This is a genomic window from Nocardioides sp. (assembly GCF_036401255.1).
Taxonomy (GTDB): Bacteria; Actinomycetota; Actinomycetes; order Propionibacteriales; family Nocardioidaceae; genus Nocardioides.
Genome location: NZ_DASWVI010000190.1, coordinates 1 through 23,871, shown reverse-complemented (window position 1 = coordinate 23,871; position 23,871 = coordinate 1). Strand labels below are relative to the sequence as shown.

Below are 23,871 nucleotides of genomic sequence, written 5' to 3'. Positions count from 1 at the left end.
GCCTAGGACCCGTACCCGAAACGCCGGCGCGCTAGGACAGCAGACGGCGCGGCATCAGGAGGTAGCGGAAGGAGGAGTCGGTGTCGTCCTCGTCGACCGAGCCGCTGATCACGACCGGCTTGGAGGCCTGGGTGAAGGCCAGCTCCACGACCGACTGGTCGATCGCGGTGAGGCCGTCGAGCAGGAACTGCGGGTTGAAGCCCGTCGTGATGTCCTCGCCGGTGATCGTGGCCTCGATCGACTCCGAGGCCTGGGCCTCGTCACCGGAGCCGGCGTCGAGGGTCAGCACCCCGTCGCTGAAGGCGAGCTGGACCGCGGTGTTGCGCTCGGCGACGAGCGCGACGCGCTTGACCGACTCCACGAGGGCGGCCTTGTCCACCAACGCCGTCGTCTGGTGCTCGTGGGGGAACAGGCTGCGCACCTTGGGGAACTCGCCGTCGAGCAGGCGGGTGGTGGTGCGGCGCAGGCCGCCGGCGCCGTGGCCCTCGAAGCCGATGATGCCCTCGCCCGACCCGGTCGTCGCGAGCGCGATCGTGACCTCGCCGCCGCCGGTGAGCGACTTGGCGGTGTCGCCGAGCACGCGGGCGGGGACCAGGGCGGCGGCCGACTCGTCCGGGGTGCGCGGGGCCCACTCCAGCTCACGCAGCGAGAGGCGGAACCGGTCGGTGGCCAGCAGCGAGATCGTCGAGCCGTCGATCTCGATGCGGACCCCGGTGAGGACCGGGAGCATGTCGTCGCGGCCGGCGGCGGTGACCGCCTGCGCGACCGCATGGGCGAAGGCCTCGCTCTGGACGGTGCCGGTGGCGGCCGGCATGTCGGGCAGCGACGGATAGTCCTCGACCGGCATGGTCTGGAGGCTGAACCGGGCGGAGCCGCAGGTCAGGGACACCCGGGCGCCGTCGAGGGTCATCTCGACGGGCTTCGCGGGCAGGCTGCGGCAGATGTCGGCCAGCAGACGGCCGCTGACCAGGGCCTTGCCCTCGTCGCTGACCTGCGCCGCCAGGGTCGCACGCGCCGAGGTCTCGTAGTCGAAGGTGGACAGCACCAGGCCGTCGTCGCTGGCCTCGATGAGGAGGCCGGCCAGGACGGGGACGCTGGGGCGGACCGGGAGGCTGCGGGCAGCCCAGGCGACGGCATCGGCGAGCACGTCGCGCTCGACGCGGAACTTCACGATGGTTCCTTCGGGTCGGCTCGGTTGGAACGAGGGTGGAACGACAGCACGGTGCTGGGCTCAGCATCCTGCCATGCAGCGCCGACGCGCGTGCGTTGTCCCCAGGAAGGCGTCCGAGTGGATGTTCACCGAGGATCGATCTGTCTGGAGGTACGTGGGAGTCATAGCGTCGGTGGAATCTGTGGACAACCCGGATCGCCGCAGGTCAGTCGGCGACTTGGCTGTGCACGCGGGCTGTGGAGTGGCAAATGCACGAACGGCGCGGACTGTGGAACCGAATGACAGGTCCGCGCGGGTCGTGTCATTCGTCCACAGGTCGTGCGCAGGCGTGGTGCGACGGCCCACATTTCGTCCACAGCCTCGGCGATGGCGCGGGGATCGGGCGGTCAGCCCTGGCGGGCGTGCAGCTTGACGCGGTTGGTCAGCTCGCTGACCTGGTTGAAGACCGCGCGGCGCTCGGCGAGCAGCTGGTTGATCTTGCGGTCGGCGTACATGACCGTGGTGTGGTCGCGGTTGCCGAACTGCGCGCCGATCTTGGGCAGGGAGAGGTCGGTGAGCTCGCGGCACAGGTACATCGCGATCTGCCGCGCCATCACCAGGTGCCGGCCGCGGCTCGGGCCGGTCAGCTCGTCGATGGAGAGGCCGAAGTACGCCGCCGTCTGGGCGATGATCAGCGCCGCGGTGATCTCGGGCTCGCCGCCCTCGGGGATCAGGTCCTTCAACACGATCTCGGCCAGGGTCATGTCGACCTCCTGGCGGTTGAGGTTCGCGAACGCGGTCACCCGGATCAGGGCGCCCTCCAGCTCGCGGATGTTGGTCTGGATCTTGGAGGCGATGAACTCCAGCACGTCCGGCGGCGCGGTGAGGCGGTCCATCGCGGCCTTCTTGCGCAGGATCGCGATCCGGGTCTCGAGGTCCGGCGGCTGGACGTCGGTGATCAGGCCCCACTCGAACCGGTTGCGCAGGCGGTCCTCGAGCGCCTCGAGGCGCTTGGGCGGGCGGTCGGACGTCAGCACGATCTGCTTGTTGGCGTTGTGGAGGGTGTTGAACGTGTGGAAGAACTCCTCCTGGGTCTGGGTCTTGCCCTCCAGGAACTGGATGTCGTCGATCAGCAACACGTCGACGTCGCGGTAGCGCCGCTTGAAGCGGTCCTGGCGGTCGTCGCGGATGGCGTTGATGAACTCGTTGGTGAACTCCTCGCTCGACACGTAGCGGACCTTGGCGCCGGTGTAGAGGGAGCGGACGTAGTGGCCGATCGCGTGGAGCAGGTGGGTCTTGCCCAGGCCGGAGTCGCCGTAGACGAGCAGTGGGTTGTAGGCCTTGCCCGGCGCCTCGGCGACGGCGACGGCGGCCGCGTGCGGGAAGCGGTTGGAGGAGCCGATGACGAAGGTCTCGAACGTGTACTTGGGGTTGAGCCGGGTCTCCAGGGAGCTCGGTCGGGTGGCGAGGTCGGCAGTCTCGGCCGGCGGCGGGACGGGCGTGGGCGCCGGCTCCACCTGCGGCTTTGTCGACATATCGATATCTCGACTTGTCGAGTTGTCGCCGATGCTCGGTTCACCGCTGGGGTGGCCGTGGTCCTCGAGCTGGGGGTTGACCGTGACGGCGATGCGGATCTCGCGGCCGAACCGGAGGGTGAGCGCGTCCTCGAGCTGGGCGCGCAGCCGGCCCTCGAGCTGGTTGCGCGTGAAGTCGTTGGGCACCGCGACGATCGCGGTGCTCTCGTGCAGCGTCACCGGCTCGCTGGCGCGCAGCCAGGCCCGCTGGTTCGGCTGGAGGTCGTCGACCACGCCGCGCCAGGCGACGCCGAGGTCCGAGGTGCTCTGATCCACCGCTCCCGCTTTCTGAGTGATCTCCCGGTCGTCCTGCCCGTCGCCGGGACCCCCATCGTGGGGGAGGTCTCACCGGTCCCGCAGGAGAACCGGAGACCCCGGCCGCGCCGCTTGCGTCCACAAGTTTGTCCACAGGTTGTGAACCCGACCCAGTCCTTGTGGAGAGAGTCGGTCCGAGGACATCCCGCAGTCCGTTCGAACCGGTGTTTCTGCAGGTCAGCGGGGCTTTTCCGCCGATGTGGCGGGGGTCACACTGTCGGGTGGTCCGGGCGGGTGCGAGGATGACGGGGAACCTCGTCTCCACTGAACGTAACAACCGACGCGCCGCCACGGCAAGCCGTCATCCACAGGCGCCGCGGAGGCCCCCCGCGGGTCGGCCGACGTGGGTTTGACCCTGTGGATCACGGGCGCGTACCGTTGCTCGGTCACCCGGTGTCGACCGGTGCCGCATGTCCATGAACGAGCAGTCGCACCACGGCGCCCGGTTCATGGGTGGGCGGTGCCAGCCGAAAGGCGCCCGTCGGGTCCGTGACCACGGCCCCGGCACCGGCACCGCACTGCCGCTCGGGCCCGGTGTGACCAGCCCTGACCCACGATGGAGAGAAGCTCGTGAGCAAGCGTACGTACCAGCCGAACAACCGCCGCCGCCACAAGGTCCACGGCTTCCGCCTGCGGATGCGCACCCGTGCCGGCCGCGCGATCTTGTCGTCGCGTCGTCGCAAGGGCCGCAAGAGCCTCGCCGTCTGACGGCCCACCCCCCGCACGCTCTCCGCGTCGGCCCGTGCTGCCCGCGGCGCACCGCCTCACTGACGGCGCCACGTTCCGCGAGGCGATCCGGTCGGGTCGGCGCGCCGGACGGCGCACGCTGGTCGTGCACCTGCTGCTCGGGAGTACAGACTCCGATCCGGCGCCGGCACGAGTCGGCCTCGTGGTGAGCAAGTCGGTGGGGAACGCCGTCACCCGCAACCAGGTGAAGCGCCGGCTCCGACACCTCGCCCGGGAGCACGTCTCGTCGCTCCCGGGCTCTGCTGTGCTCGTGGTCCGGGCGCTCCCGCCGGCGGCGGCCGCCACGTCGCGGGAACTCGGCGCCGACCTCGACCGTTGCCTCGATCGGGTGCGCGCGGAGGTGGCCAGATGAGGTACGACCCGGTTCGCTACCTGCTCATCGGTCTGCTGCGCGCCTACCGGCTGTTGATCAGCCCCCTCTACGGCCAGGTCTGCCGCTACCACCCGTCGTGCTCGGCCTACGCGCTCGACGCCGTGCGGGTGCACGGCAGCGTGAAGGGCAGCTGGCTGGCGAGCCGCCGGCTGGTGCGCTGCCATCCGTGGGCGGCCGGCGGCTACGACCCGGTGCCGCCTCGTTCTTCCCGCCGGAGCGCGGGCCCATCTCCCTCACCCCAGCAAGGAGCCTGACCCGTGGGATTCCTCGGCGACATCGGCCACTTCATCATGACGCCGCTGTACTACGCCATCTCGGCGGTGCTGGTCGCGTGGCACTGGCTCTTCAGCTCGGTGCTCCAGATGGACCCCGACGGGGGTGGCACCTGGGTGCTGTCGATCATCGGCCTGACGCTGACGGTCCGCGCGGCGCTGATCCCGCTGTTCGTGAAGCAGATCAAGTCCAGCCGCAACATGCAGTTGATCCAGCCCAAGGTCAAGGAGCTGCAGAAGAAGTACGGCCACGACCGGGAGCGTCTCGCCCAGGAGACGATGAAGCTGTACAAGGACAGCGGGACGAACCCGTTCGCCTCGTGCCTGCCGATCCTCATCCAGATGCCGATCTTCCTGGCGCTGTTCCGGCTGCTGGACCACCATGCCGCGAATGGCGACGGCATCGCCTTCCTCAGCGACAAGCTGGCAGCCAGCTTCGGCAACTCCGAGCTGTTCGGGGCGATCCCGCTGAAGGCGACGTTCCTCCAGTCCGAGGGGTCGGCGGCGGTCCAGGTGGTGGCGGCCGTTCTCGTCGTGGCGATGACGGCGACGACGTTCACGACCCAGCGGCAGCTGATGAGCAAGAACATGCCCCCGGACGCGCTGAGCGGTCCCTATGCCCAGCAGCAGAAGCTGCTCCTCTACGTCCTGCCGGTGGTGTTCGCGGTCGGTGGTATCGCGTTCCCGGTGGGTGTGCTCTTCTACTGGACGACGTCGAACCTGTGGACCATGGGGCAGCAGTTCTACGTGATCCGCAACAACCCGGCACCGGGCACCGCAGCGGCGAAGGCGAAGGCCGAGCGCGACCGGGCCAAGGCCGCGCGGCACGGACACGGGCACGGCCACGGCGCCGTCGAGACCGCTGCGACGCCGGAGGTGGCGGAGACCGAGCAGCGTCCGGCCACCCGGCAGCAGCCGAAGAGGCAGTCTCGCGAGCAGCGGAAGAAGACTGCCGGCGCGCCGCCGGCGAAGTCCCCGCAGAGCAAGCCGGGCACCAAGCCGCAGAAGCAGCAGCAGAAGCAGAAGAAGGCCCAGCCGAAGCCGGCCGCGAAGCCCAAGCCCAGTCCCGAGGGGGAGCAGCAGTGAGTGAGGACGCAGTGAGCGACGAGACGATCCCGACGCCCGTGGATTCCGAGACGGACGCCGAGACCGACGCCGAGACGGACGCCGAGACGGACGCGGCGACGGACGCGGGCGGGTCGTCGCGGGTCGCGCAGCTCGAGCAGGAGGGCGACATCGCGGCCGACTACCTCGAGGAGCTGCTCGACATCGCGGACCTCGACGGCGACCTCGACATGGACGTCGAGGGCGACCGCGCGGCGGTCTCCATCGTCGGAGCCGACCTCTCCCAGCTGGTGGGTGCCCGCGGCGAGGTGCTCGACGCGCTGCAGGAGCTGACCCGCCTGGCGGTCTACCGCGAGACCGGCGAGCGGTCCCGGCTGATGCTGGACATCTCGGGCTACCGGGCGCAGAAGCGCGCCGAGCTCGTCAAGCTCGCCGAGGAGACGGTGGCGCAGGTCCGCAGCTCCGGCGAGCGGGTCTCGCTGGACCCGATGTCGCCGTTCGAGCGCAAGGTCGTCCACGATGCGGTCGCGGCGGCGGGGTTGACCTCGGAGTCGGAGGGCGTCGAGCCGCGGCGCCACGTGGTGGTGCTCCCCGACTGATGGCGTCGCGATGACGGACCATGTTTCACGTGAAACACCCTCCGCGCCCGAGGTGGCGCGGAGGGTGTTTGCGTTGGACCGCCTGCCCCTGGCGGAGCGGTACGCGGAACTGCTGGCGACCGAGGGCGTGCTCCGTGGCCTGATCGGGCCGCGGGAGGCCCCGCGCCTGTGGGACCGGCACCTGGTGAACTGTGCATTGCTCGCGAGCGCGATCCCGACGGGTGCCTCCGTGTGCGACGTCGGGTCGGGAGCCGGTCTCCCCGGCCTCGTGCTGGCCATCGCCCGGCCCGACCTGCGGGTGACCCTGGTCGAGCCGCTGCTGCGCCGGACCACGTTCCTCACCGAGGTGGTGAGCGAGCTCGAGCTGGCAACGGTCGAGGTGGTCCGGGCGCGGGCTGACGCCCTGCACGGGGAGCGTCGGTTCGCCGTGGTGACCTCGCGGGCGGTGGCCCCGCTCGAGCGGCTGCTGGACTGGTCGATGCCTCTGGTCGAGCCCTCGGGCGAGCTGCTCGCCATGAAGGGGTCCTCGGCCGCCGTCGAGGTCGAGGACGCTGCGGCAGCGCTGAACCGGTGGGGCTGTGGTGTCCCGGAGATCCGTGACCTCACGGCCCCGGGCGGCGGGGTCTCCCCCACGGTGGTGGTCCGGGTGGCTTGGGCCGATCCCAGCCGGGTATCTTGGCCGATTGTGGCTCCGCGCAGGCGCGCCGGGCCCGAGCCGCGCCGGCGAGACGGACGTGGCACTGCGAAGCGGAGGCGGCGAGCGTGACCGAGTTTTCCACCGGTGGTGAGGCCTCGCGTGAGCGTGGTTTTCCACAGCCGGAGCCGGATCATCCACAGGAGACCGTCGTCGGCGACGACGATGTTTCACGTGAAACCGAGCCCGCCCGAGCGATGAGCGGCGGATACCCGGTGCGGACCGCGGAGGACATCGCCGTCGGCGCACCGGACTTCGATCACGACCACGCCACCCCCTTGGCCCGAGCCGCCGAGCACGTGGTGCTGGCCCGCCAGGGCGCTCGGCTCCGACCGGCCATGCCGCGGCCGCCGGCGACCCGGGTCTTCGTCGTCGCCAACCAGAAGGGCGGCGTCGGCAAGACCACCTCGACGGTCAACGTCGCCGCGGCGCTCGCCCAGCTGGGGCAGCGCGTGCTGGTGATCGACCTCGACCCGCAGGGCAACGCCTCGACGGCGCTCGGCGTCGAGCACCGCCGTGGCGTCCCGTCGACGTACGACGCGCTCGTCGACGGGGTCCCGCTGGCCGAGGTGGTGAGCGTCAGCCCCGAGGTCGACGGCCTCTGCGTCGTCCCGGCGACCATCGACCTGGCCGGTGCCGAGATCGAGCTGGTCTCGGTCGTGGCGCGGGAGAGCCGCCTGCGCAAGGCGATCCTCGGGCACCCGCAGGTCGGCTCGGCCGAGGAGCTCGGCGACGACCGTTTCGACTACGTGCTCATCGACTGCCCGCCGTCGCTGGGCCTGCTGACGCTGAACGCGCTCGTCGCGGGCAACGAGATGATGATCCCGATCCAGGCGGAGTACTACGCCCTCGAGGGCCTCGGGCAGCTGCTCGAGACTGTGGAGATGGTGCGGGCGCACCTCAACCCCGCCCTGGACGTCTCCACGATCCTCGTCACGATGTACGACGCGCGCACCCGCCTGGCGGCCGGCGTGGCGGAGGAGGTCCGCGAGCACTTCGGCGACCAGGTCCTCAACACCACGATTCCGCGGTCGGTCCGCGTCTCGGAGGCGCCGTCGTACGGCCAGACCGTGATGACCTACGACCCCGGCTCGCCGGGGGCGCTGTCCTACCTCGAAGCCGCTCGGGAGATCGCGACCAAGGGAGCCCGCCCATGAACGCCCACCGTCCGCCGCAGCGTCGTGGCCTCGGCCGGGGGCTGGGGTCCCTGATCCCGACGGCGCCCCAGCCCGGGGACGGCACCGGTGCGCAGACCGAGGCGGGAACGGGCGGTGCGGGGGTCGGCGGCCCCGAGCTGGCGCCCGGGACCGACCGTGAGCTGGCGCCGGTGGCCGGGGCCCACTTCGCCGAGATCCGGGTCGACCAGATCCGACCGAACCGGGTGCAGCCGCGTCAGGTCTTCGACGAGGAGGCGATGGCCGAGCTGGTCCATTCGATCCGGGAGATCGGCGTCCTCCAGCCGGTGGTGGTCCGCCGCCACGGACCGGAGGAGTACGAGCTCGTCATGGGCGAGCGTCGGTGGCGCGCGACCCAGCAGGCGGGGCTGGAGACGGTGCCGGCGATCGTCCGCGAGACCGACGACGACGCGATGCTCCGCGACGCCCTGCTCGAGAACCTGCACCGATCCCAGCTCAACCCGTTGGAGGAGGCCGCGGCGTACGCCCAGATGCTCGAGGACTTCGGCTGCACGCACGAGGAGCTCGCCAGCCGGATCGGCCGCTCCCGGCCCCAGATCAGCAACACCCTGCGGCTGCTCAAGCTGAGCCCGGCGGTGCAGCGGAGGGTGGCGGCGGGGGTGCTCTCCGCCGGACACGCGCGCTCGCTGCTCGCCGTCGAGGACGCCGACCTGCAGGACCGGCTCGCGCAACGGGTGGTCGCCGAGGGGATCAGCGTGCGCGGCCTGGAGGAGATCGTCGCGCTGCGCGACGGCACCCGGCCGGCGACGCGGGCGACCCGGGCGAAGCCGGTCGCGCCGGGTCTCGCCGATCTCGCGGAGCGGCTCTCCGACCGGTTCGAGACCCGGGTGAAGGTCGACCTGGGCCGCTCGAAGGGCAAGATCACCGTGGAGTTCGCCTCGCTGGACGACCTGCGCCGCATCGTCGACATCATGGACCCGCGCAACCGGACCGACCGCCCGATCTAAGCGCCCAGCGGCGAAACTACCGGTCTAACGATCTAGCGGTAAAGCGTTTTGTCGACTTATTGCCGATTGGGATCGACGCCGTCGCGCTTCGCCCGCCGACGCTCGGCACGACGCCGCTTCTCCTCCTCGTCGAGGCGGGCCGCCTCGGCCAGGGTGGGCGCGCTGCCGCCGTACGAGGCCGGCAGCCACCACGAACCCGGCGGCTGCTCCTCGGCGGGGTAGCCGCGGATCGTCTCGTCGAGGAGCCCGGCCATCGTGGCCTTCAGCTCCGCGGTCTCCGCGACCGGGTCCGCCCCGGTCGGGTGCAGCGGCGCGCCCACGCGGATCGCGATCGTCTTCCCCCGGGACAGATCACGGGGGTGGTCCTTGGTGAGCATCCGTTGGGTGCCCCAGAGCACCACCGGCAGCAGGGGCACGCCGGCCGCCGCGGCGATCCGGACGGCACCGGTCTTGAACTCCTTGAGCTCCAGCGCCCGCGAGATCGTGGCCTCCGGGAAGATCCCCACCGCCTCCCCGGCGCGCAGGTAGTCGACGGCGGTGTGGAAGGACGCCACGCCCTCGCCGCGATCGACCTCGATGTGGTGCATCGAGCGCATCACGGGTCCCCCGACGGGATGGTCGAAGATCTCGCGCTTGGCCATGAACCGCACCAGGCGCCGCGACGGATGGGCCGCGAAGCCGCCGTAGATGAAGTCGACGTAGCTGATGTGGTTGCAGGCCAGCAGCACACCGCCGGAACGAGGGACGTGCTCGGTCCCGGTCATCGTGAAGCGCTGCCCCAGCAGGCGGAACGCCGTCTTGGCCGCCACGATCACCGGCGGGTAGGTCAGGTCGCGCACCTCAGGACCCGGCTCCCCGGGTGATCGCCGCCTGCACCAGCGACGCACACACCTCGCCGAGATCGAGCCCGGCCGCCTGGATGGCCAGCGGGACCGTCGACGTCTCGGTGAAGCCCGGGGCCACGTTGACCTCCAGGAACCACACCCGGTCGTCGGCATCGACGATCAGGTCCGAGCGGGACACGTCGCGCAGCCCCAGCACCTCGTGGGAGAGCAGCGCGACCCGGGCGACCTCGGCGGCGACCTCGTCGGAGAGGGGAGCGGGCGTGACGAACTCGGTCGCCCCGGCCGTGTAGCGGGCCGTGTAGTCGTACACGCCCCCGTCGGGCTGGATCGCCACCGCAGGGAGCGCGCGCGGGCCCGACCCGTCGTCGAGCACGGGCACCGCCACCTCCAGGCCGGTGACGAAGCGCTCGAGCAGTGCGACGTCGCCGTACGCGAACGCGTTGACCATCGCCGCCGGGAGCTCCTCGGCCGTGTGGACGACCGTGCAGCCTAGCGCCGAGCCGCTCTGGGTCGGCTTGACCATGAGCGGCAGGCCGAGCCGTTCGACGAGCGCGGCCATCACCGCGCCGGCGCCGAGCTCGCGGAAGGCCTGGTGGGGCAGGCAGAACGACTGCGGCGTGAGTACGCCGGACCGCGCGACCACGGCCTTGGCCACCGGCTTGTCGAACGCGACCCGGCAGGCGGCCGGCGCAGCGCCCACGTAGGGGACGCCGAGCAGGTCGAGCACCTCTCGGATCGCCCCGTCCTCGCCGGTCTCGCCGTGCAGCATCGGGACCACGCAGTCGGGCCGCTCGTCGCGCAGCACCCCGAGCAGGGCGGCGTCCACGTCGCGCTCGGTGACGTCCAGGCCGGTGCCGCGCAGCGCCTCGGCCACCCGCCGGCCCGAGCGCAAGGAGACGTCGCGCTCGTGGGAGAGCCCGCCGGCCAGGACCAGGACCCGGCCACTGGATGTGCTTGTCGGCGCCACTTCTTCTCCGCTCACGAGGGGGCCAGGTCGGGGATCAGGTCAGGGATCACGTCGGGGATCAGGTCAGGTCGGTGCTGGGGGCGTCGTAGCCGCTGCGCACCTCGAGCCCGCGCGCAGGCGCGCCGGCTCCGAACATCGCCCGCAGCTCCATCTCCGCCTCGAGGACGCCGGCCAGGCGGCGTACCCCCTCACGGATCCGCTCGGGCGTGGGGTAGCAGAACGACAGCCGCATCGAGCCGGAGCCGAAGCCGTCGGCGAAGAACGCCGTGCCCGGGACATAGGCGACGCGGGCGGTCACCGCGCGCGGCAGCATCGCCTTCGCGTCGATCCCCGGCGGCAGCGTGAGCCACACGTAGAACCCGCCGGCCGGCACGTTCCACCGGCAGCTCGCCGGCATCAGGTCCTCCAGCGCCTGGACCATCGCGTCGCGGCGCTCGCGGTACATCTCGCGGAACTGCTTGATCTGGCCCTGCCAGTCGTGCTCGGAGAGGTAGGCGGAGACCGCCATCTGCGAGAACTGCGGCGGACACAGGGTCGCGGACTCCTGGGCGAGCACGAGCTTCTCGCGCACGGCGTGCGGGGCGAGCGCCCAGCCGACCCGGAAGCCCGGCGCGAACGTCTTCGAGAACGAGCCGAGGTAGATCACGCCCTCGGCCTCGTCGGCCCGCAGCGCGCGCATCGGCTCACCGCTGAAGCCGAGCAGGCCGTAGGGATTGTCCTCGAGCACGAGGATGTCCTCCGCGCGGCAGATCTCCAGCACCTCCCGCCGCCGCTCGGCGGAGAGCGTCACACCCGCGGGGTTGTGGAAGTTCGGGATCGTGTACAAGAACTTGATGGTCTTGCCAGCGGCCTTGGTGACCGCGATCGCCTGGCGCAGCGCGTCGGGCACCAGCCCGTCGGCGTCCATCTCCGCGTGGACCACGTCGCACTGGTAGGCCTTGAAGACCCCGAGGGCGCCGACGTAGGACGGGGCCTCGCAGATCACCACGTCCCCGGGGTCGCAGAAGATCCGGGTCACCAGGTCGACGGCCTGCTGGGACCCGACGGTCACGACCACGTCGTCGGGGTGCGCGTCGATGCCCTCGAGCCGCATCACCTCGCAGATCTGCTCGCGCAGCTCGGGCACCCCTTGGCCCGAGCCGTACTGCATCGCGACCGGGCCCTGCGTGGCGATCAGGTCCGAGATCGCGCCGCCCACCACGTCGAGCGGCAGCCCGGAGATGTTCGGCATCCCGCCGGCCAGCGAGACCACCTCGGGCCGCGAGGCCACGGAGAACAGCGCCCGGATCTCCGAGGCGGTCATGCCGGCCGTGCGTGCGGCGTACCTGTCGACGTAGGAGTCGAGGCGGGTGGTCGCGCGTGCGGGCTGGCTCTCCATGACCCGTCTAGCATGAGGGATGCGGCCGCGCGCTGCAGCACCGGCCCGCGAAGTGGGAGGTGTGTGGTGTCTCGCAAGATCGTCCGGCTCACGCTGGACCACCTCGATGCCATCGAGTCGCCCTGCCGCACGTGCCTGTTCTGGGAGCTGGATCCGGTGCGCCGGGAGCGGGTGGCCGATCCCGCCGCCGCCAAGGACGCGTGGGTCTCGGAGGTGCTGCGCGAGTGGGGGTCGTGCGGCCGGGTCGCGCTGGTCGACGACGTGCCCGTGGGGTTCGTGGTCTACGCGCCCGAGGCCTTCTTGCCGGGTGCGGCGGCCTTCCCGACGGCCCCGGTCTCGCCCGACGCCGTGCTGCTAACGATGGCGTACGTCGACCCCGCGCTGCGTGGCGGGGGACTCGGCCGCATGCTGGTCCAGGGCATGGCCCGCGACCTGATCCAGCGCGGCGGCGTCGGTGCGGTCGAGGCGTTCGGGGACACCGCGGGCCGCAGCGGACGGCACCTGCTGCCCGTCGACTTCCTCGGCAGCGTCGGGTTCAAGACCCACCGGGCGCACGCCACGACGCCGCGGATGCGGATGGACCTGCGGATGGCGCTCAGCTGGAAGGACGAGTTCGAGGCTGCGCTGGAGCGGCTGGTCGGGGTGATGCGGCCGGTGCCGAAGCCGGCCCGGCCGCCCGCGCCCAAGGCGACCCGAGGCTGACGGCAGCTCGAAATGACGTCGACCCGCCCGAAAGTATCGGGCGGGTCGACGTGAGCCGGAACAGTCAGCCGATGAAGTCCGCCAGCTCGTTGAGGATCGCGGCCTTGGGGCGGGCGCCGACGATGCTCTTCACGACCTCGCCGCCCTGGTAGACGTTGATCGTCGGGATGCCGGTGACCCGGTAGGACGACGGGGTGACGGGGTTCTCGTCCACGTTCATCTTCAGGAACGTGATCTTGTCACCGTGGGCGGAGGCGATCTCGTCGAGGATGGGGGAGACCTGGCGGCACGGGCCGCACCACTCCGCCCAGAAGTCCACGAGGACCGGCTTGTCGGACTTGAGCACCTGCGCCTCGAACTCGGCGTCGGTGACGGCAGCGATGTTGCCCACGGGCACTTCCCTTCTGATGTGAACTCTGAGGTCTACCGGTATCGAACACCGGCCGGAGGACGGATGTTCCCCGCCGCGCCGGGCGGGGCCGAGCGCCGCGACGGGTCAGGCGCCGGCCATCTCCGCGTCGGCGCGCGCCTGGGCGTCAGCCGGACCCGCGGCCGCGTGGTCGAGCTCGGCGAGGTAGCGCTCGGCGTCGAGCGCCGCGGCGCAGCCGGTGCCGGCCGCGGTGATCGCCTGGCGATAGTGGTGGTCGACCAGGTCGCCGGCGGCGAACACGCCCGGCAGGTTGGTGCCGGTCGAGGGGTGGCTCGCGATCACGTAGCCGTTCTCGTCGAGGTCGACCTGGCCCGGCAGCAGCTCGGAGCGCGGGTCGTGGCCGATCGCGATGAACAGACCGGTCGCCGGCAGGTTGCGGGTCTCGCCGGTCACGGTGTCGCGCAGCGTCACCGACTCCAGGCGGTCCGAGCCGTTGATCTCCTCGACCACGGAGTTCCACTCGATCTCGAGCTTGGGGTCCGCGAACGCACGCTCCTGCATGATCTTGGAGGCGCGCAGCTCGTCGCGGCGCACGATCAGCGAGACCTTCGAGCCGAAGCGGGTCAGGAACGTCGCCTCCTCGATCGCGGAGTCGCCACCGCCGACGACCGCGATGTGCTGGTCGCGGAAGAAGAAGCCGTCGCACGTCGCGCACCAGGAGACGCCGCGTCCGGAGAGCTCCTCCTCGCGGGGCAGGCCGAGCTTGCGGTAGCCCGAGCCCATCGCGAGGATCACCGCGCGCGCCCGGTAGGTGTCGGTGGCGGTCTTGACGATCTTGATGTCGCCGGTGAGGTCGACCGCGACCACGTCGTCGGCGACCAGCTCGGCACCGAAGCGCTCCGCCTGGGCGCGCATCTCGTCCATCAGGGCCGGGCCCATGATGCCGTCGCGGAAGCCGGGGAAGTTCTCCACCTCGGTGGTGTTCATCAACGCGCCGCCCGCGGTGACCGAGCCCTCGAAGACCAGCGGGGACAGGTTGGCCCGCGCCGTGTAGAGGGCGGCGGTGTAGCCGGACGGGCCGGAGCCGATGACGATCACGTTGCGCACGGACTGGGCGTCGGACATGGAGTTCGACTCTCCTCGAGGGACGGGTAGGGCGTAGTGGACCTACGCCGCATAGAACCGATCGTAGGTGAGGAATCTTCCCGGTCCGCGTGTGGCCTACGGCACCGGCAGCGTCACCGACCTGGCCGGCTCGTCGCTCCCGCACAGGAACAGGTCCACGACCTGGGTGTCGCCGTGGACCCGGCGGTAGACCAGCGCCCCGAGGGCGCCGTCGTAGCGCACGACCACGAACCGGCCCGACCCCCAGGCGTCCGTCGGGCACGCCGCCGCGTCGAGCCGGGCGAGGTCGGACTTGCCGGCGGTGTAGCTCCGGCTGTCGAGGGCGGAGACGCGCGCCTCGTCCTGCAGCCGCCGGACCTGGGTGCCGAAGCGCTCCGGGGACAGCCGCACCGGGGGCAGCGCGAGGGCACCGTCCACCCCACGCAGGTCGGAGTCGTTCGGCACCGCCCCCTGCGGCGCCTCCCCGGAGTTCAGCTCGTCGCGCTCGTAGCGGTCGGCGCTCTCGGCGGAGCCACCGGCGGAGGTGGCGCTGTCGGCGTCGCCGGCGCTCAGGTCGACCCGGTCCAGGCCCACGCCGATCAGCACGACCGCGGCGGCGGCCACGAGCAGGTTGCGGACGGTACGCCGACGGCGCGCGGCGGCCAGGTCGGCCACGCGCTCGGCACGTCCTGGCCGGGGCGCCGGCTCCTCGGCGGGTCGGGCCGCGAGGTCGGCGAGCACCCCGTCGAGTCGGGCCACGACGTCCTCGGGCATCGGCTCGGTGTGCCGGGCGTCGGCCAGCAGGCGGCGTACCTGCTCCTCGGCGGGCGCCGGGTCGGACCTCGGGTCGGGATCGTGCGTCATCGGGGGGTTCACCTCCTTCGCGGCGGGGACGAGCGGGCGGGTCAGGCGGGGGTGGGCGGCCCCCGGGGTGCCTCCGTGGATCCGACGGTCCGCGTGGGCGGGGGGTTCCCCGCCGCGGGGTGGTCCGCCTCACGCGAGGTGTCGGTGAGCAGCGGGGCGAGGACCTCCGCGAGCCGGGCCCGGCCGCGTGAGCACCGGGACTTCACGGTGCCGACCGCACAGTCGAGGACGGCCGCGGCCTCGGCGACCGAGTAGCCCTCCATGTCCACGAGCACGAGCGCCGCCCGCTGCTCGGCGGGCAACGCCGTCAGCGCGTCGAGGACCAGCCGCCGGCGTTCGGAGCGCACGCTCAGGTCGGCGGGGTCCTCGGTCGCCGGCGCCGCGGAGGCGGCCGCGCCGCGGTCGCGGTACTCCTCGAGGTCGTCGGGCAGCGGGTCGGCGCGGCGTACCTTGGCCGCGCGCAGGCGGTCCAAGCAGGCGTTGACCACGACCCGGTGCAACCAGGTGGTGACCGCCGCGTCGCCGCGGAACGTCGCGGCCCGTCGGTACGCCGCGACCAACCCGTCCTGGAGGCCGTCGGCCGCGTCGTCGCGGTTGCCCATCGTGCGCAGGGCCACCGCCCACAGCCGGTCCCGGTGCCGGGCGAAGAGCACGCCGAACGCCGCGGGGTCGCCCGCGACATGCGCGCTGAGCAGCTCCTGGTCGGTGGCCGCGTCGAGGTCGCTCACCCGCGCACCGTGACCTCGGCGATCTCGCCGCGGAACCCGCCCGGGATCGCCGGCAGCGAGGTGAGCCAGACCGTGAGGTAGCGGCCGGACGCCCCGCCCTCGAGCGTGACCCGGTCGCGGGCCTCCTCGGCGGTGCCGGTGGCGGCCGCGGTGAGTCCCGAGACGCCGGCCGGCGCGGTGTCGGTCAGGTAGAGGGAGTAGCCGGTCGGCGCCCCGACGAAGGTGAGGTCGACGGAGGCGACGGTGTGCTCGGCGCCGAGGTCGAGCACGAGGCCCACCCCGGTCTTCAGGCCGCCGGGCCCGAAGTTCTGCTTGTAGGTCATCGTGCGCCAGGCCGTGGCCGGGTCGCCGTCCACCGCGAGCGCCGTGAGGTCGGGGTTCTCCTCCGGCGGGCTGCCCTGCGGGTCGAGGTCGGTGGCCGTCACCCCGGTGATCGGGGTGGGCGCGGCGCTCGAGGCGGACGCCGTCGGGCTCGTCGCGCCGTCGTCGTCGGGGACGGCGCCCAGCGGCGTGCGGCCGCGGCCCAGGTTGAACGCGACGACGATCGCGACGAGGAGCAGCAGGCCGGCTCCGACGACCGCGGCGAGTCGCAGCCAGTTCCGGCCGGGGACGTCGTCGTCCGGCGGGGTGGCCACGATCGGGCCGGTGCCCGACGGCGCCTCCTCGCCCCAGGGCCAGAAGGATCCGTCGCTCCCGCGGCCGGGTGCGTGGAGGTGCGGGTGGCGGGGCCTGCGTGCGGGACCCTCGGCCGGCTCGGGGGCGAACAGGGGCCGCTCGGGCGGGTCCTCGAAGGGCGGCGGGGGCGGCGCCGGCTCGGCGCGTGCGGCGAGCCAGGAGACGTCGTCGTGGTCGTCGTCGAAGATCGGCAGACCGGCCTGGGTCGGCAGCTCCGTGGACCTCGCCCGCCGCTCCGGCTCCGGCTCGGGCTCGGGGTCGGGCTCGGGCTCGGGGTCTGGCTCGGGAGCCGGCGGCGGGGCCGGGACGCGGACCGGCGGGTCGGGGATCGCCGGGAGCGAGATCGTGTCGGGGTCGCGGTGCCCGGCCGCCGCCTCCGCCTCCGCCAGTCCCGTCGGGTCGCCGACGAACTCGGTGAGGAAGTCGCAGATGCCGCGCGCGGACGCCAGGTCGTGGGTCTCGCGCAGTCGGGCCCCGGACCCGGCGCTGTAGGGGTTGACGACCGCGTCGCACAGCGTGTCCAGCGGCCGCGGGATCCCGGCGCGCACCTGACGCGGCCGCAGCACCCGGCCCTGCTCGACCGGCGCGCGGGGCACGTCGGAGGGCGAGGTCCCGGCCCACTTGCCGGTGAGCGCGCTGTAGAGCAGGCCACCGAGGTCGGAGACGTCGGTGGAGGGACGCCCCGTCGGCAGGCCGTGCAGGGCGGCGTCGACGGCGAACCCGATCAGGCGTACGGCGCCGCCGTGGTCGACCAGCACGTTCTCGGGGACCAGCCGGCCGTGGGCGACCCCGGCCTCGTGGCCAGTGGCGATCGCGTCGGCCACCTCCGAGACCAGCCAGGCCGCGCGGCGGGCACCGAGCGGGCCCTCGTTGGCCAGCATGATGTCGAGGGAGTCGCCCGAGCCCCACTCGTTGACCACGAACACCAGGTCGTCGACGCGGTCGGCGTCGAGCACCCGCAGCAGGTGCCGGTCGTGGACCATCGCCGAGCGCCGGGCCGCGTCGAGCAGCGCGGCGGCGCGCTCGTCGGCCTCGGGGATCACGTGCAGCGCGACGTACCGCTCGAGGACCTTGTCGTGGGCTCGCCAGAACCGGCCGCCTCCGCTCTCGGCGAGCAGGGCGACCAGGCGATAGCGGTCGGCAAGGACGTCGCCGGGCCGGATCGAGCTCGGCACTGCGCTCCCCTCGTCGCGTTCGTCGTCCACGGCAGGTGGCCCTGGGCCCATGGTAGGGCGTCAGCTGGGGACGTGCCGGGGCCGCACGCGGCGCAGGATCGTGTCGACCACGGTCGTCACCTCGCCGAGCCGGAGCACCCGGGCCAGCGCCACGAACACCGCGACGTCGACGCAGGTGGTCACGACGACCCAGACCGCGGCGACGACCCAGTGCGGGTCACCGGCGGCGCGATGCAGGAGGTACGCCGTGCCGGCCGCCGCCGCGGTGGACAGTCCGGCGGCGATCGCGGCGCGCACCAGGAACCGGACCAGCCGCGCGGTGCGCAGGCCACCGACCAGCCGGTGCAGCACGGCGTACGAGATCACCGCGCCGACCAGGTAGGAGGCCGAGTAGGCGAGCACGAGCGCGGGCGAGGTGTGCTCGGCGTCGGTCGCGCGGACCAGCACCAGGGCCGCGACGATGTTGGTGCCGCCGACCGCGCACTGGATCCAGAACACCGTGCGGGTGCGCTCGAGCGCGTAGAACCCGCGCAGCATCAGGTAGTGGACGGTGAAGAACGCCAGGCCGGCGCCGAACAGCGCGAGCGAGGGCGCATAGAGCTCGTAGTGGGCCGCCGCGGCGCCGTGGCCCCAGACGACGTTGGCGAGGTCGGTCGCGATGACCGGGAGCAGCAGCGCGAACGGCAACACCACCGCCAGGGCGCTGCGCAGCGTGTCGGTCAGCGACCGCGAGAGCCCGGGCAGGTCGTCCTCGGCGGCCCGGGCCGACAGCCGCGGCAGGATCGCGGTCGCCAACGACACCGTCACCACCGAGTGCGGGACCATCACGATCAGGAACGTCGAGGAGTAGATGGAGTAGCCCGTGCCGTCCGCGGAGCTCGCCGTACCGCTCGAGGCCAGCCGCACCACGACGGTGTAGGCGACCTGGTTGACGATCACGAACAGCACCGTCCACACCCCGAGCCGCAGGGTGTGGCCGAGCCCGGTGCCGCGGAAGTCGAAGCGCGGCCGGTAGCGGAAGCCGGCGCTGCGCAGGTAGGGCACCAGGATCACGAACTGGGCGGCGATCCCCAGCGTCGAGCCGAGCCCGAGCAGCAGCTCCTCGTCGGCGGAGAACGCACCGAAGACGTCCTGGGCCGGGCCGAAGACCACCAGGTACAGCGCCAGCACCGCCACCGAGATCACGTTGTTCGCGATCGGGGCCCACATCATCGGGCCGAACCGGCCGCGGGCGTTGAGCACCTGGCCGACCAGCACGAACATCCCGTAGAAGAACACCTGCGGCAGGCAGTAGCGCGCGAAGTCGATCGCCGAGTCGCGTTGCGCCGCCAGGGCCGGCTCGCTGAACCGGGAGTCGAGCAGCAGCTCCATCACCCACGGCGCGGCCAGCACCAGCAGCACCGAGACGACCGCGAGGAACAGGGCGGCCAGCGTGATCACCCGGCTGGTGTAGGCGTCGCCACCGTCCGGGTCGTTGCGCATCGCCCGGACCAGCTGCGGGACCAGGACGGCGTTGAAGATGCCGCCGGCCAGGAGGATGTAGAGCATGTTGGGGATCGTGTTCGCGATGTTGAACACGTCGGCGTGCAGCTGGGCACCCAGTGCGGCGGCCAGCAGCGTCGAGCGCACGAACCCGCTCATCCGGGACACGACGGTCCCGGCGGCCATGACGGCGCCGTTGGCAAGGACGCGGTCCCGCTCGGAGCCGTCGTCGCGGATCGCGGTCACGATCGGGCCGCCCGGATCCGCCGGACCAGGCGGATCGCGATCGTGCCGAAGAGCAGCGCCACGCCGGTGCCGAGGATCAGCCAGATCACGCCGCTGACCTGGTTGGAGCGGATCGGCAGGTCGTCGGAGGAGCCGAGCGGCACGCCGTCGACGTCGGTGAGCTGGAGCGTCACGTTGCGCACCCCGCCCGCCGACGAGGAGGCGTTGAACAGCACGGTGGTCCGGCTCTGGGCCGCGATGTCGATGGTCTCCTCCGGGACGCTCACCTTCAGCGGCCGGTCGGCCTCCGCGCCGACCTTGACGCTCACGGGCTCGTCGAGATCGTTGGTGATCGTGGCGGAGAAGCGGCCGCTGCCACTGGACAGGATGACCGACCTCGGGGCGTCGATGCTGACCCCGCGCAGGTGCTTCTCGATCCACGCCCGCGACTGGTCGGCCGAGCTCTCCGCGAGCATCGGGCGCAACCGGCTGGAGTAGGAGGTGTCGCTGAACGCCTCGTCGCGGATCACCGACGCCACCTGGTCGTTGCGGGTGAGCAGGTTCTGCAGCGTCTCCCCGGCCTGCACCAGGTCGCCGGCCGCGGTGAAGACGTCGGCGTCGAGCTCGAGGCGGCGCTGGGTGTCCGGGTAGTCCAGCCGGTCCACGTCGACGTCGGTCGCGACCCGCTGGGTGAGCGTCGAGAGGCTGGTCAGGTCGATCCAGTCCACGTCGAGGCCGGCGAAGAAGGCCGTCAGCGACCCGGCGGTGGTGTCGGACGCCGACCAGGAGGCCGGGAGGTGCACCGGCAGGGTCACGATCAGCGGCTCGCGGCTCGGGGACAGCAGCCGGACGGCCGCCTCGCTGAGGATCCGCTGGCGCATCGCGAGGGGCGAGGTCCGGTCCGTCGGCCCGGGTCCCCCGCTGGCCGCGGCCGACGACGAGACCACCAGGGTCCGGCCCTCGGTGCGGATCACCGCGGGAGCGCGGCCGTCGAGCATCCGGTCGGTGACGAGCACCGGGGTCGCCGGCTCGACCAGCCGCAGCCCGGCCGTGTCGATGAAGCCGCTCGGCGAGGACGCCACGGGCGTGGTCGGCAGACCCCAGGGCTGTAGGTCACCGGTCGCGCGCTTGCGAGCCTCCCGGTAGCGGGCCGGGTCGTACTTGGCGGCGGCGGCGACGTCGACGTCGCCGTACGGCAAGGACAGGATCTCGTGGCCCTCGAGGCCCTGGTGCAACGCCTCCAGCCAGCTCGAGCCCTCGTCGGCGGCGGCCTGGAGCTCCGGCGTCAGCTCGCTGACCTCGCCGTCCTGACCGCCGTCCTGACCGGCATCCTCGCTCGGTGAGGCGCTCTCCTCCGGGCTCGGGGACTCCGAGGTGCCGTCCTGGCCGCCCTCCTGGTCGGCGTCGCCCGCGCCGTCCTCGCCGACCGTGGGCGCCAGCGACCGGGCCGGGTTGCCCGCGACCAGGTCGCGCACCGTGTCCGGCACGGCGGGGTCGACCAGCCAGGTGACCGGGCGCGACCCGGCGGCGACGCCGACGTCGACCAGCGAGCGCAGTGCGCCACCGCGACCCAGCGTGTCCACCCACGAGTCCACGTCGCTGACGGTCCCGTCGGGGGCGTGGGTGATCTGCCGACGGATCGGGATGACCAGGGAGGTCTGGATCGTCGGCTGGGCCTGGTTCTTGCGGGCCGGCGGCACGAACGGCAGGAACGTGCGGGCCCGCCCGTCGGCGGTGGTGTCGCGGCCGTCGGGTCCCTGGCCCAGCGCATGCACGCCGAACCAGTAGACGCCGGCCTCGGTGACGTCGACGTAGCGGTGCGGGATCGTGATCGAGTACGTCGCGGTCGCCCCCGGCGCGAGCAGGTCGATGGTGTCCTGGGTCTGCGGTGCGCTCTCCTCGACGATGCGCTCGCCCACCTCGCTGTCGGCGGGGGTGCGAACCGCACGGGCCAGCTCGGACCGCGTGGTCATCGGGGCGTCGGAGAGGAACGCGTAGACGTTGACGGTCGTCCAGGTCTCGGTGTCCTGGTTGGTGACCGTCCCCTGCACCCGGATCGGTCCGCTCTCCGGGATCTCGGAGGGGGTGAGGTCGTCGATCGTGACCGCCAGCGGAGTGGTCTCCGCACGCGGCGCGCGCGGTGCGTGGGCCGACGCCTGGGCCGGTGCCTGGGCCGGTGCCTGGGCGGGGGCCGGGGTGTGTGCCTGGGCGGGGGTCGGGGCGAGCGGCAGTGCGGTGACCGCGGCCGCTGCCCCGAGGGCGAGCAGCAGCGACACCGGGCGAAGCACGGCAGCGACTCTAGCCGTCGGACCTGTGGGTGCCGGGTGGGCGGGCCGGGGACGGTCCGATCGACCGGTGAGACACCCCACTAGACTCGGCTCCCGTGCCCGACGCCCCACCTCCGCCCCTCTCGATGGCCGACGCCCAGCGGTCCGTCACCGCGGAGCTGGACCGGATCGCCCCGGTCATCGACGAGCTCGGTGAGCGCTTCGCGGCCGCCGGCCACGAGCTCGCCCTGGTGGGTGGGCCGGTGCGCGACGCGATGCTCGGTCGCCAGCACAACGACCTCGACCTGACCACCTCGGCCCGGCCCGAGCAGACCGAGGCGCTGCTCAAGGGCTGGGCGGACGCGGTCTGGGACATGGGCCGCGCCTTCGGCACCATCGGCTGCCGCAAGGGCGAGTGGCAGGTGGAGATCACGACCTACCGCTCCGAGGCCTACGACCCGGACTCGCGCAAGCCCACCGTCGACTTCGGGGACACCCTCGCCGGAGACCTTGGACGGCGGGACTTCACGGTGAACGCGATGGCGGTCCGGGTGCCGGAGCGCACCTTCGAGGATCCGTTCGGTGGGATCGCCGACCTCGGGCACCGCGTGCTGCGCACCCCGGGCACCCCGGAGGACTCCTTCTCCGACGACCCCCTGCGGATGATGCGCGCCGCGAGGTTTGCCGCACAGCTCGGTTTCAAGGTCGACCCGGCGGTGGTCGCCGCGATGACGGCCATGGCCGACCGGATCGCGATCGTCTCGGCCGAGCGGGTCCGCGACGAGCTGGTCAAGCTGGTGTGCGGACCGTACCCACGACGCGGGCTGACCCTGCTCGTGGAGACGGGTCTCGCCGAGCACGTGCTGCCCGAGCTTCCGGCCCTGGCGCTGGAGCGGGACGAGCACCACCGCCACAAGGACGTCTACGAGCACACGCTCACCGTCCTCGAGCAGACGATCGAGCTCGAGCACCGTCTGCCCGGGGGCGAGGCCGACTTCGTCGCCCGGTTCGCCGCCCTCATGCACGACGTCGGCAAGCCCCGCACCCGCCGCTTCGTCGGCGACGGAACCGTCACCTTCCATCACCACGACGTGGTGGGCGCCAAGCTCACCCGCAAGCGGATGCGGGCCCTGCGGTTCTCCAACGACGTCACCGACGCGGTGGCGCAGCTGGTCGAGCTGCACCTGCGCTTCCACGGATACGGCGAGGGCGACTGGACCGACTCGGCGGTGCGGCGCTACGTCCGCGACGCGGGCGACCAGCTCGAACGTCTCCACGTCCTCACCCGCGCCGACTGCACCACCCGCAACCGGCGCAAGGCCGAGCGGCTCCGGCGCACGTACGACGACCTCGAGGAGCGCATCGCGCGGCTCTCCGAGGAGGAGCAGCTGGCCGCGATCAGGCCCGACCTGGACGGCAACGAGATCATGGAGATCCTCGGGATCGGCGCCGGTCCCGAGGTCGGTGCCGCCTATCGCTACCTCCTCGAGCTCCGGCTCGATCACGGGCCGCAGTCCCCCGAGGAGGCCCGGGCCGCCCTGCTCGACTGGTGGTCGGCCCGCTCCTGAGGTGGCCCGGCTGCGCTAGGTTCGCGGCTCCCCCCACGGACGGAGTGACAGTGAGCGAGTACGAGTCCCTGCTCGAGGAGTCGATCGAGGTGGCCGCCCCGCCGGCCCAGGTGTGGTCCCTCGTGACGGACCTGCCCCGGATGTCGCAGTGGAGCCCGCAGGTCGTGCGGACGATCGTGCGCGGCCCGGTCCAGCTGGGGACCAAGGCGTTCAACATCAACCGCCGCGGGCCCCTCTTCTGGCCGACGCGCACCAAGGTGGTGGAGTTCGAGCCGCACCGCGAGTTCGCGTTCCGCGTCAAGGACAACTACACGGTCTGGTCCTTCACCCTGGAACCCACAGCGACCGGCACGCGCGTGATCCAGCGGCGCCGGGCCCCCGAGGGCATCTCCGACATCTCGATCAAGCTCACCAGGATTGCCCTGGGTGGGCAGCAGAACTTCACCCGGGAGCTGCGCGAGGGGATGCGGCAGACGCTGAGCCGGGTCAAGGCCGAGTCGGAGGCATAGGTCCGGGGGTCCCAGGTGCTCCCGCCCGGGGATCAGCGGGCGCGCCCACCGTCGTCGTACGGATCGGGGACTCCGGCGGG

Annotated in this window: 23 protein-coding genes; 11 read left to right on the top strand and 12 right to left on the bottom strand. The window is 72.4% G+C overall.

Annotated elements, in window-relative coordinates; all coding sequences use genetic code 11:
- Window positions 1-31 precede the first annotated feature (31 nt).
- Both dnaN and dnaA read right to left on the bottom strand, forming a co-directional pair.
- The gene (gene dnaN, locus VGD85_RS08880) at window positions 32-1,171 is read right to left on the bottom strand and encodes a DNA polymerase III subunit beta (protein WP_331063090.1); all 1,140 of its coding nucleotides are present in this window, start codon (window positions 1,169-1,171) and stop codon (window positions 32-34) included.
- Window positions 1,172-1,557: 386 nt separating this feature from the next.
- On the bottom strand, window positions 1,558-3,021 hold the full coding sequence (gene dnaA / locus VGD85_RS08875) for a chromosomal replication initiator protein DnaA (protein ID WP_414690785.1): 1,464 nt from the start codon (window positions 3,019-3,021) through the stop codon (window positions 1,558-1,560).
- A gap of 588 nt (window positions 3,022-3,609) precedes the next feature.
- Here dnaA and rpmH point away from each other — a divergent pair.
- The 8 genes from rpmH to VGD85_RS08835 all read left to right on the top strand — a co-directional run bounded on the left by rpmH (window position 3,610) and on the right by VGD85_RS08835 (window position 8,932).
- Complete coding sequence (gene rpmH / locus VGD85_RS08870; protein WP_011758123.1) at window positions 3,610-3,747, top strand: 50S ribosomal protein L34; 138 nt, start codon at window positions 3,610-3,612, stop codon at window positions 3,745-3,747.
- A 34-nt stretch (window positions 3,748-3,781) separates the two neighbouring features.
- Window positions 3,782-4,138, top strand: coding sequence for a ribonuclease P protein component (rnpA, locus tag VGD85_RS08865; protein ID WP_331063089.1), 357 nt, complete (start codon window positions 3,782-3,784; stop codon window positions 4,136-4,138).
- Window positions 4,135-4,413 carry a membrane protein insertion efficiency factor YidD gene (yidD, locus tag VGD85_RS08860; protein WP_331063088.1) on the top strand — a complete coding sequence of 93 codons (279 nt, stop codon included), beginning with the start codon at window positions 4,135-4,137 and terminating at the stop codon, window positions 4,411-4,413. The genes rnpA and yidD overlap by 4 nt, the downstream gene beginning before the upstream one ends.
- A gap of 3 nt (window positions 4,414-4,416) precedes the next feature.
- Complete coding sequence (gene yidC, locus VGD85_RS08855; RefSeq protein ID WP_331063087.1) at window positions 4,417-5,517, top strand: membrane protein insertase YidC; 1,101 nt, start codon at window positions 4,417-4,419, stop codon at window positions 5,515-5,517.
- Window positions 5,518-5,666: 149 nt separating this feature from the next.
- On the top strand, window positions 5,667-6,095 hold the full coding sequence (locus tag VGD85_RS08850) for a protein jag (RefSeq protein WP_331063099.1): 429 nt from the start codon (window positions 5,667-5,669) through the stop codon (window positions 6,093-6,095).
- A gap of 64 nt (window positions 6,096-6,159) precedes the next feature.
- Window positions 6,160-6,861: a 16S rRNA (guanine(527)-N(7))-methyltransferase RsmG gene (gene rsmG, locus VGD85_RS08845; protein WP_331063086.1), complete on the top strand. Its 702-nt coding sequence runs from the start codon at window positions 6,160-6,162 to the stop codon at window positions 6,859-6,861.
- A gap of 125 nt (window positions 6,862-6,986) precedes the next feature.
- A complete protein-coding gene (locus VGD85_RS08840; RefSeq protein WP_331063085.1) occupies window positions 6,987-7,946 on the top strand; it encodes a ParA family protein in 960 nt (319 codons plus the stop codon).
- Window positions 7,943-8,932 carry a ParB/RepB/Spo0J family partition protein gene (locus VGD85_RS08835; RefSeq protein WP_331063084.1) on the top strand — a complete coding sequence of 330 codons (990 nt, stop codon included), beginning with the start codon at window positions 7,943-7,945 and terminating at the stop codon, window positions 8,930-8,932. Before VGD85_RS08840 ends, VGD85_RS08835 begins: the two co-directional genes overlap by 4 nt.
- A 56-nt stretch (window positions 8,933-8,988) precedes the next feature.
- On the opposite strand, the gene VGD85_RS08830 is transcribed toward VGD85_RS08835, so the two are convergent.
- Genes VGD85_RS08830 through VGD85_RS08820 form a run of 3 tightly spaced genes read right to left on the bottom strand, consistent with a single transcriptional unit; the run spans window position 8,989 to window position 12,122 of the window.
- The gene (locus tag VGD85_RS08830) at window positions 8,989-9,771 is read right to left on the bottom strand and encodes a lysophospholipid acyltransferase family protein (protein WP_331063083.1); all 783 of its coding nucleotides are present in this window, start codon (window positions 9,769-9,771) and stop codon (window positions 8,989-8,991) included.
- Between the two features lies 1 nt (window position 9,772).
- The gene (locus VGD85_RS08825; protein WP_331063082.1) at window positions 9,773-10,744 is read right to left on the bottom strand and encodes a D-alanine--D-alanine ligase; all 972 of its coding nucleotides are present in this window, start codon (window positions 10,742-10,744) and stop codon (window positions 9,773-9,775) included.
- Between the two features lie 58 nt (window positions 10,745-10,802).
- Window positions 10,803-12,122 carry a PLP-dependent aminotransferase family protein gene (locus tag VGD85_RS08820; protein WP_331063081.1) on the bottom strand — a complete coding sequence of 440 codons (1,320 nt, stop codon included), beginning with the start codon at window positions 12,120-12,122 and terminating at the stop codon, window positions 10,803-10,805.
- A 66-nt stretch (window positions 12,123-12,188) separates the two neighbouring features.
- Here VGD85_RS08820 and VGD85_RS08815 point away from each other — a divergent pair, with 66 nt between their 5' ends.
- Window positions 12,189-12,824 carry a GNAT family N-acetyltransferase gene (locus VGD85_RS08815; protein WP_331063080.1) on the top strand — a complete coding sequence of 212 codons (636 nt, stop codon included), beginning with the start codon at window positions 12,189-12,191 and terminating at the stop codon, window positions 12,822-12,824.
- A gap of 64 nt (window positions 12,825-12,888) precedes the next feature.
- Here the strand turns inward: VGD85_RS08815 and trxA are convergent, their stop codons facing one another.
- From trxA to VGD85_RS08780, 7 genes are all read right to left on the bottom strand, one after another.
- Window positions 12,889-13,215 carry a thioredoxin gene (gene trxA, locus VGD85_RS08810; protein WP_331063079.1) on the bottom strand — a complete coding sequence of 109 codons (327 nt, stop codon included), beginning with the start codon at window positions 13,213-13,215 and terminating at the stop codon, window positions 12,889-12,891.
- A gap of 105 nt (window positions 13,216-13,320) precedes the next feature.
- Window positions 13,321-14,319: a thioredoxin-disulfide reductase gene (gene trxB / locus VGD85_RS08805; protein ID WP_331063078.1), complete on the bottom strand. Its 999-nt coding sequence runs from the start codon at window positions 14,317-14,319 to the stop codon at window positions 13,321-13,323.
- Window positions 14,320-14,415: 96 nt separating this feature from the next.
- Complete coding sequence (locus VGD85_RS08800; RefSeq protein WP_331063077.1) at window positions 14,416-15,162, bottom strand: hypothetical protein; 747 nt, start codon at window positions 15,160-15,162, stop codon at window positions 14,416-14,418.
- A gap of 41 nt (window positions 15,163-15,203) precedes the next feature.
- On the bottom strand, window positions 15,204-15,890 hold the full coding sequence (sigM, locus tag VGD85_RS08795) for an RNA polymerase sigma factor SigM (protein WP_331063076.1): 687 nt from the start codon (window positions 15,888-15,890) through the stop codon (window positions 15,204-15,206).
- Entirely contained in the window at window positions 15,887-17,740 is a 1,854-nt protein-coding gene (locus VGD85_RS08790; RefSeq protein WP_331063075.1) for a protein kinase family protein, read from the bottom strand. Before VGD85_RS08790 ends, sigM begins: the two co-directional genes overlap by 4 nt.
- Window positions 17,741-17,800: 60 nt before the next feature.
- Entirely contained in the window at window positions 17,801-19,468 is a 1,668-nt protein-coding gene (murJ, locus tag VGD85_RS08785) for a murein biosynthesis integral membrane protein MurJ (RefSeq protein WP_331063074.1), read from the bottom strand.
- A complete protein-coding gene (locus VGD85_RS08780) occupies window positions 19,465-21,735 on the bottom strand; it encodes a DUF6049 family protein (protein WP_331063073.1) in 2,271 nt (756 codons plus the stop codon). Before VGD85_RS08780 ends, murJ begins: the two co-directional genes overlap by 4 nt.
- Before the next feature lie 125 nt (window positions 21,736-21,860).
- Here VGD85_RS08780 and VGD85_RS08775 point away from each other — a divergent pair, with 125 nt between their 5' ends.
- Window positions 21,861-23,282, top strand: coding sequence for a CCA tRNA nucleotidyltransferase (locus VGD85_RS08775; protein WP_331063098.1), 1,422 nt, complete (start codon window positions 21,861-21,863; stop codon window positions 23,280-23,282).
- A gap of 50 nt (window positions 23,283-23,332) precedes the next feature.
- The gene (locus VGD85_RS08770; RefSeq protein WP_325119692.1) at window positions 23,333-23,791 is read left to right on the top strand and encodes an SRPBCC family protein; all 459 of its coding nucleotides are present in this window, start codon (window positions 23,333-23,335) and stop codon (window positions 23,789-23,791) included.
- Window positions 23,792-23,871 lie beyond the last annotated feature (80 nt).

Coding starts and splice junctions, on each gene's coding strand:
- yidD (WP_331063088.1), top strand. CDS start 4,135: ATGAGGTACGACCCGGTTCGCTACCTGCTCATCGGTCTGCTGCGCGCC.
- VGD85_RS08840 (WP_331063085.1), top strand. CDS start 6,987: ATGAGCGGCGGATACCCGGTGCGGACCGCGGAGGACATCGCCGTCGGC.
- VGD85_RS08835 (WP_331063084.1), top strand. CDS start 7,943: ATGAACGCCCACCGTCCGCCGCAGCGTCGTGGCCTCGGCCGGGGGCTG.
- VGD85_RS08820 (WP_331063081.1), bottom strand. CDS start 12,122: ATGGAGAGCCAGCCCGCACGCGCGACCACCCGCCTCGACTCCTACGTC.
- trxB (WP_331063078.1), bottom strand. CDS start 14,319: ATGTCCGACGCCCAGTCCGTGCGCAACGTGATCGTCATCGGCTCCGGC.
- VGD85_RS08800 (WP_331063077.1), bottom strand. CDS start 15,162: ATGACGCACGATCCCGACCCGAGGTCCGACCCGGCGCCCGCCGAGGAG.
- VGD85_RS08775 (WP_331063098.1), top strand. CDS start 21,861: ATGGCCGACGCCCAGCGGTCCGTCACCGCGGAGCTGGACCGGATCGCC.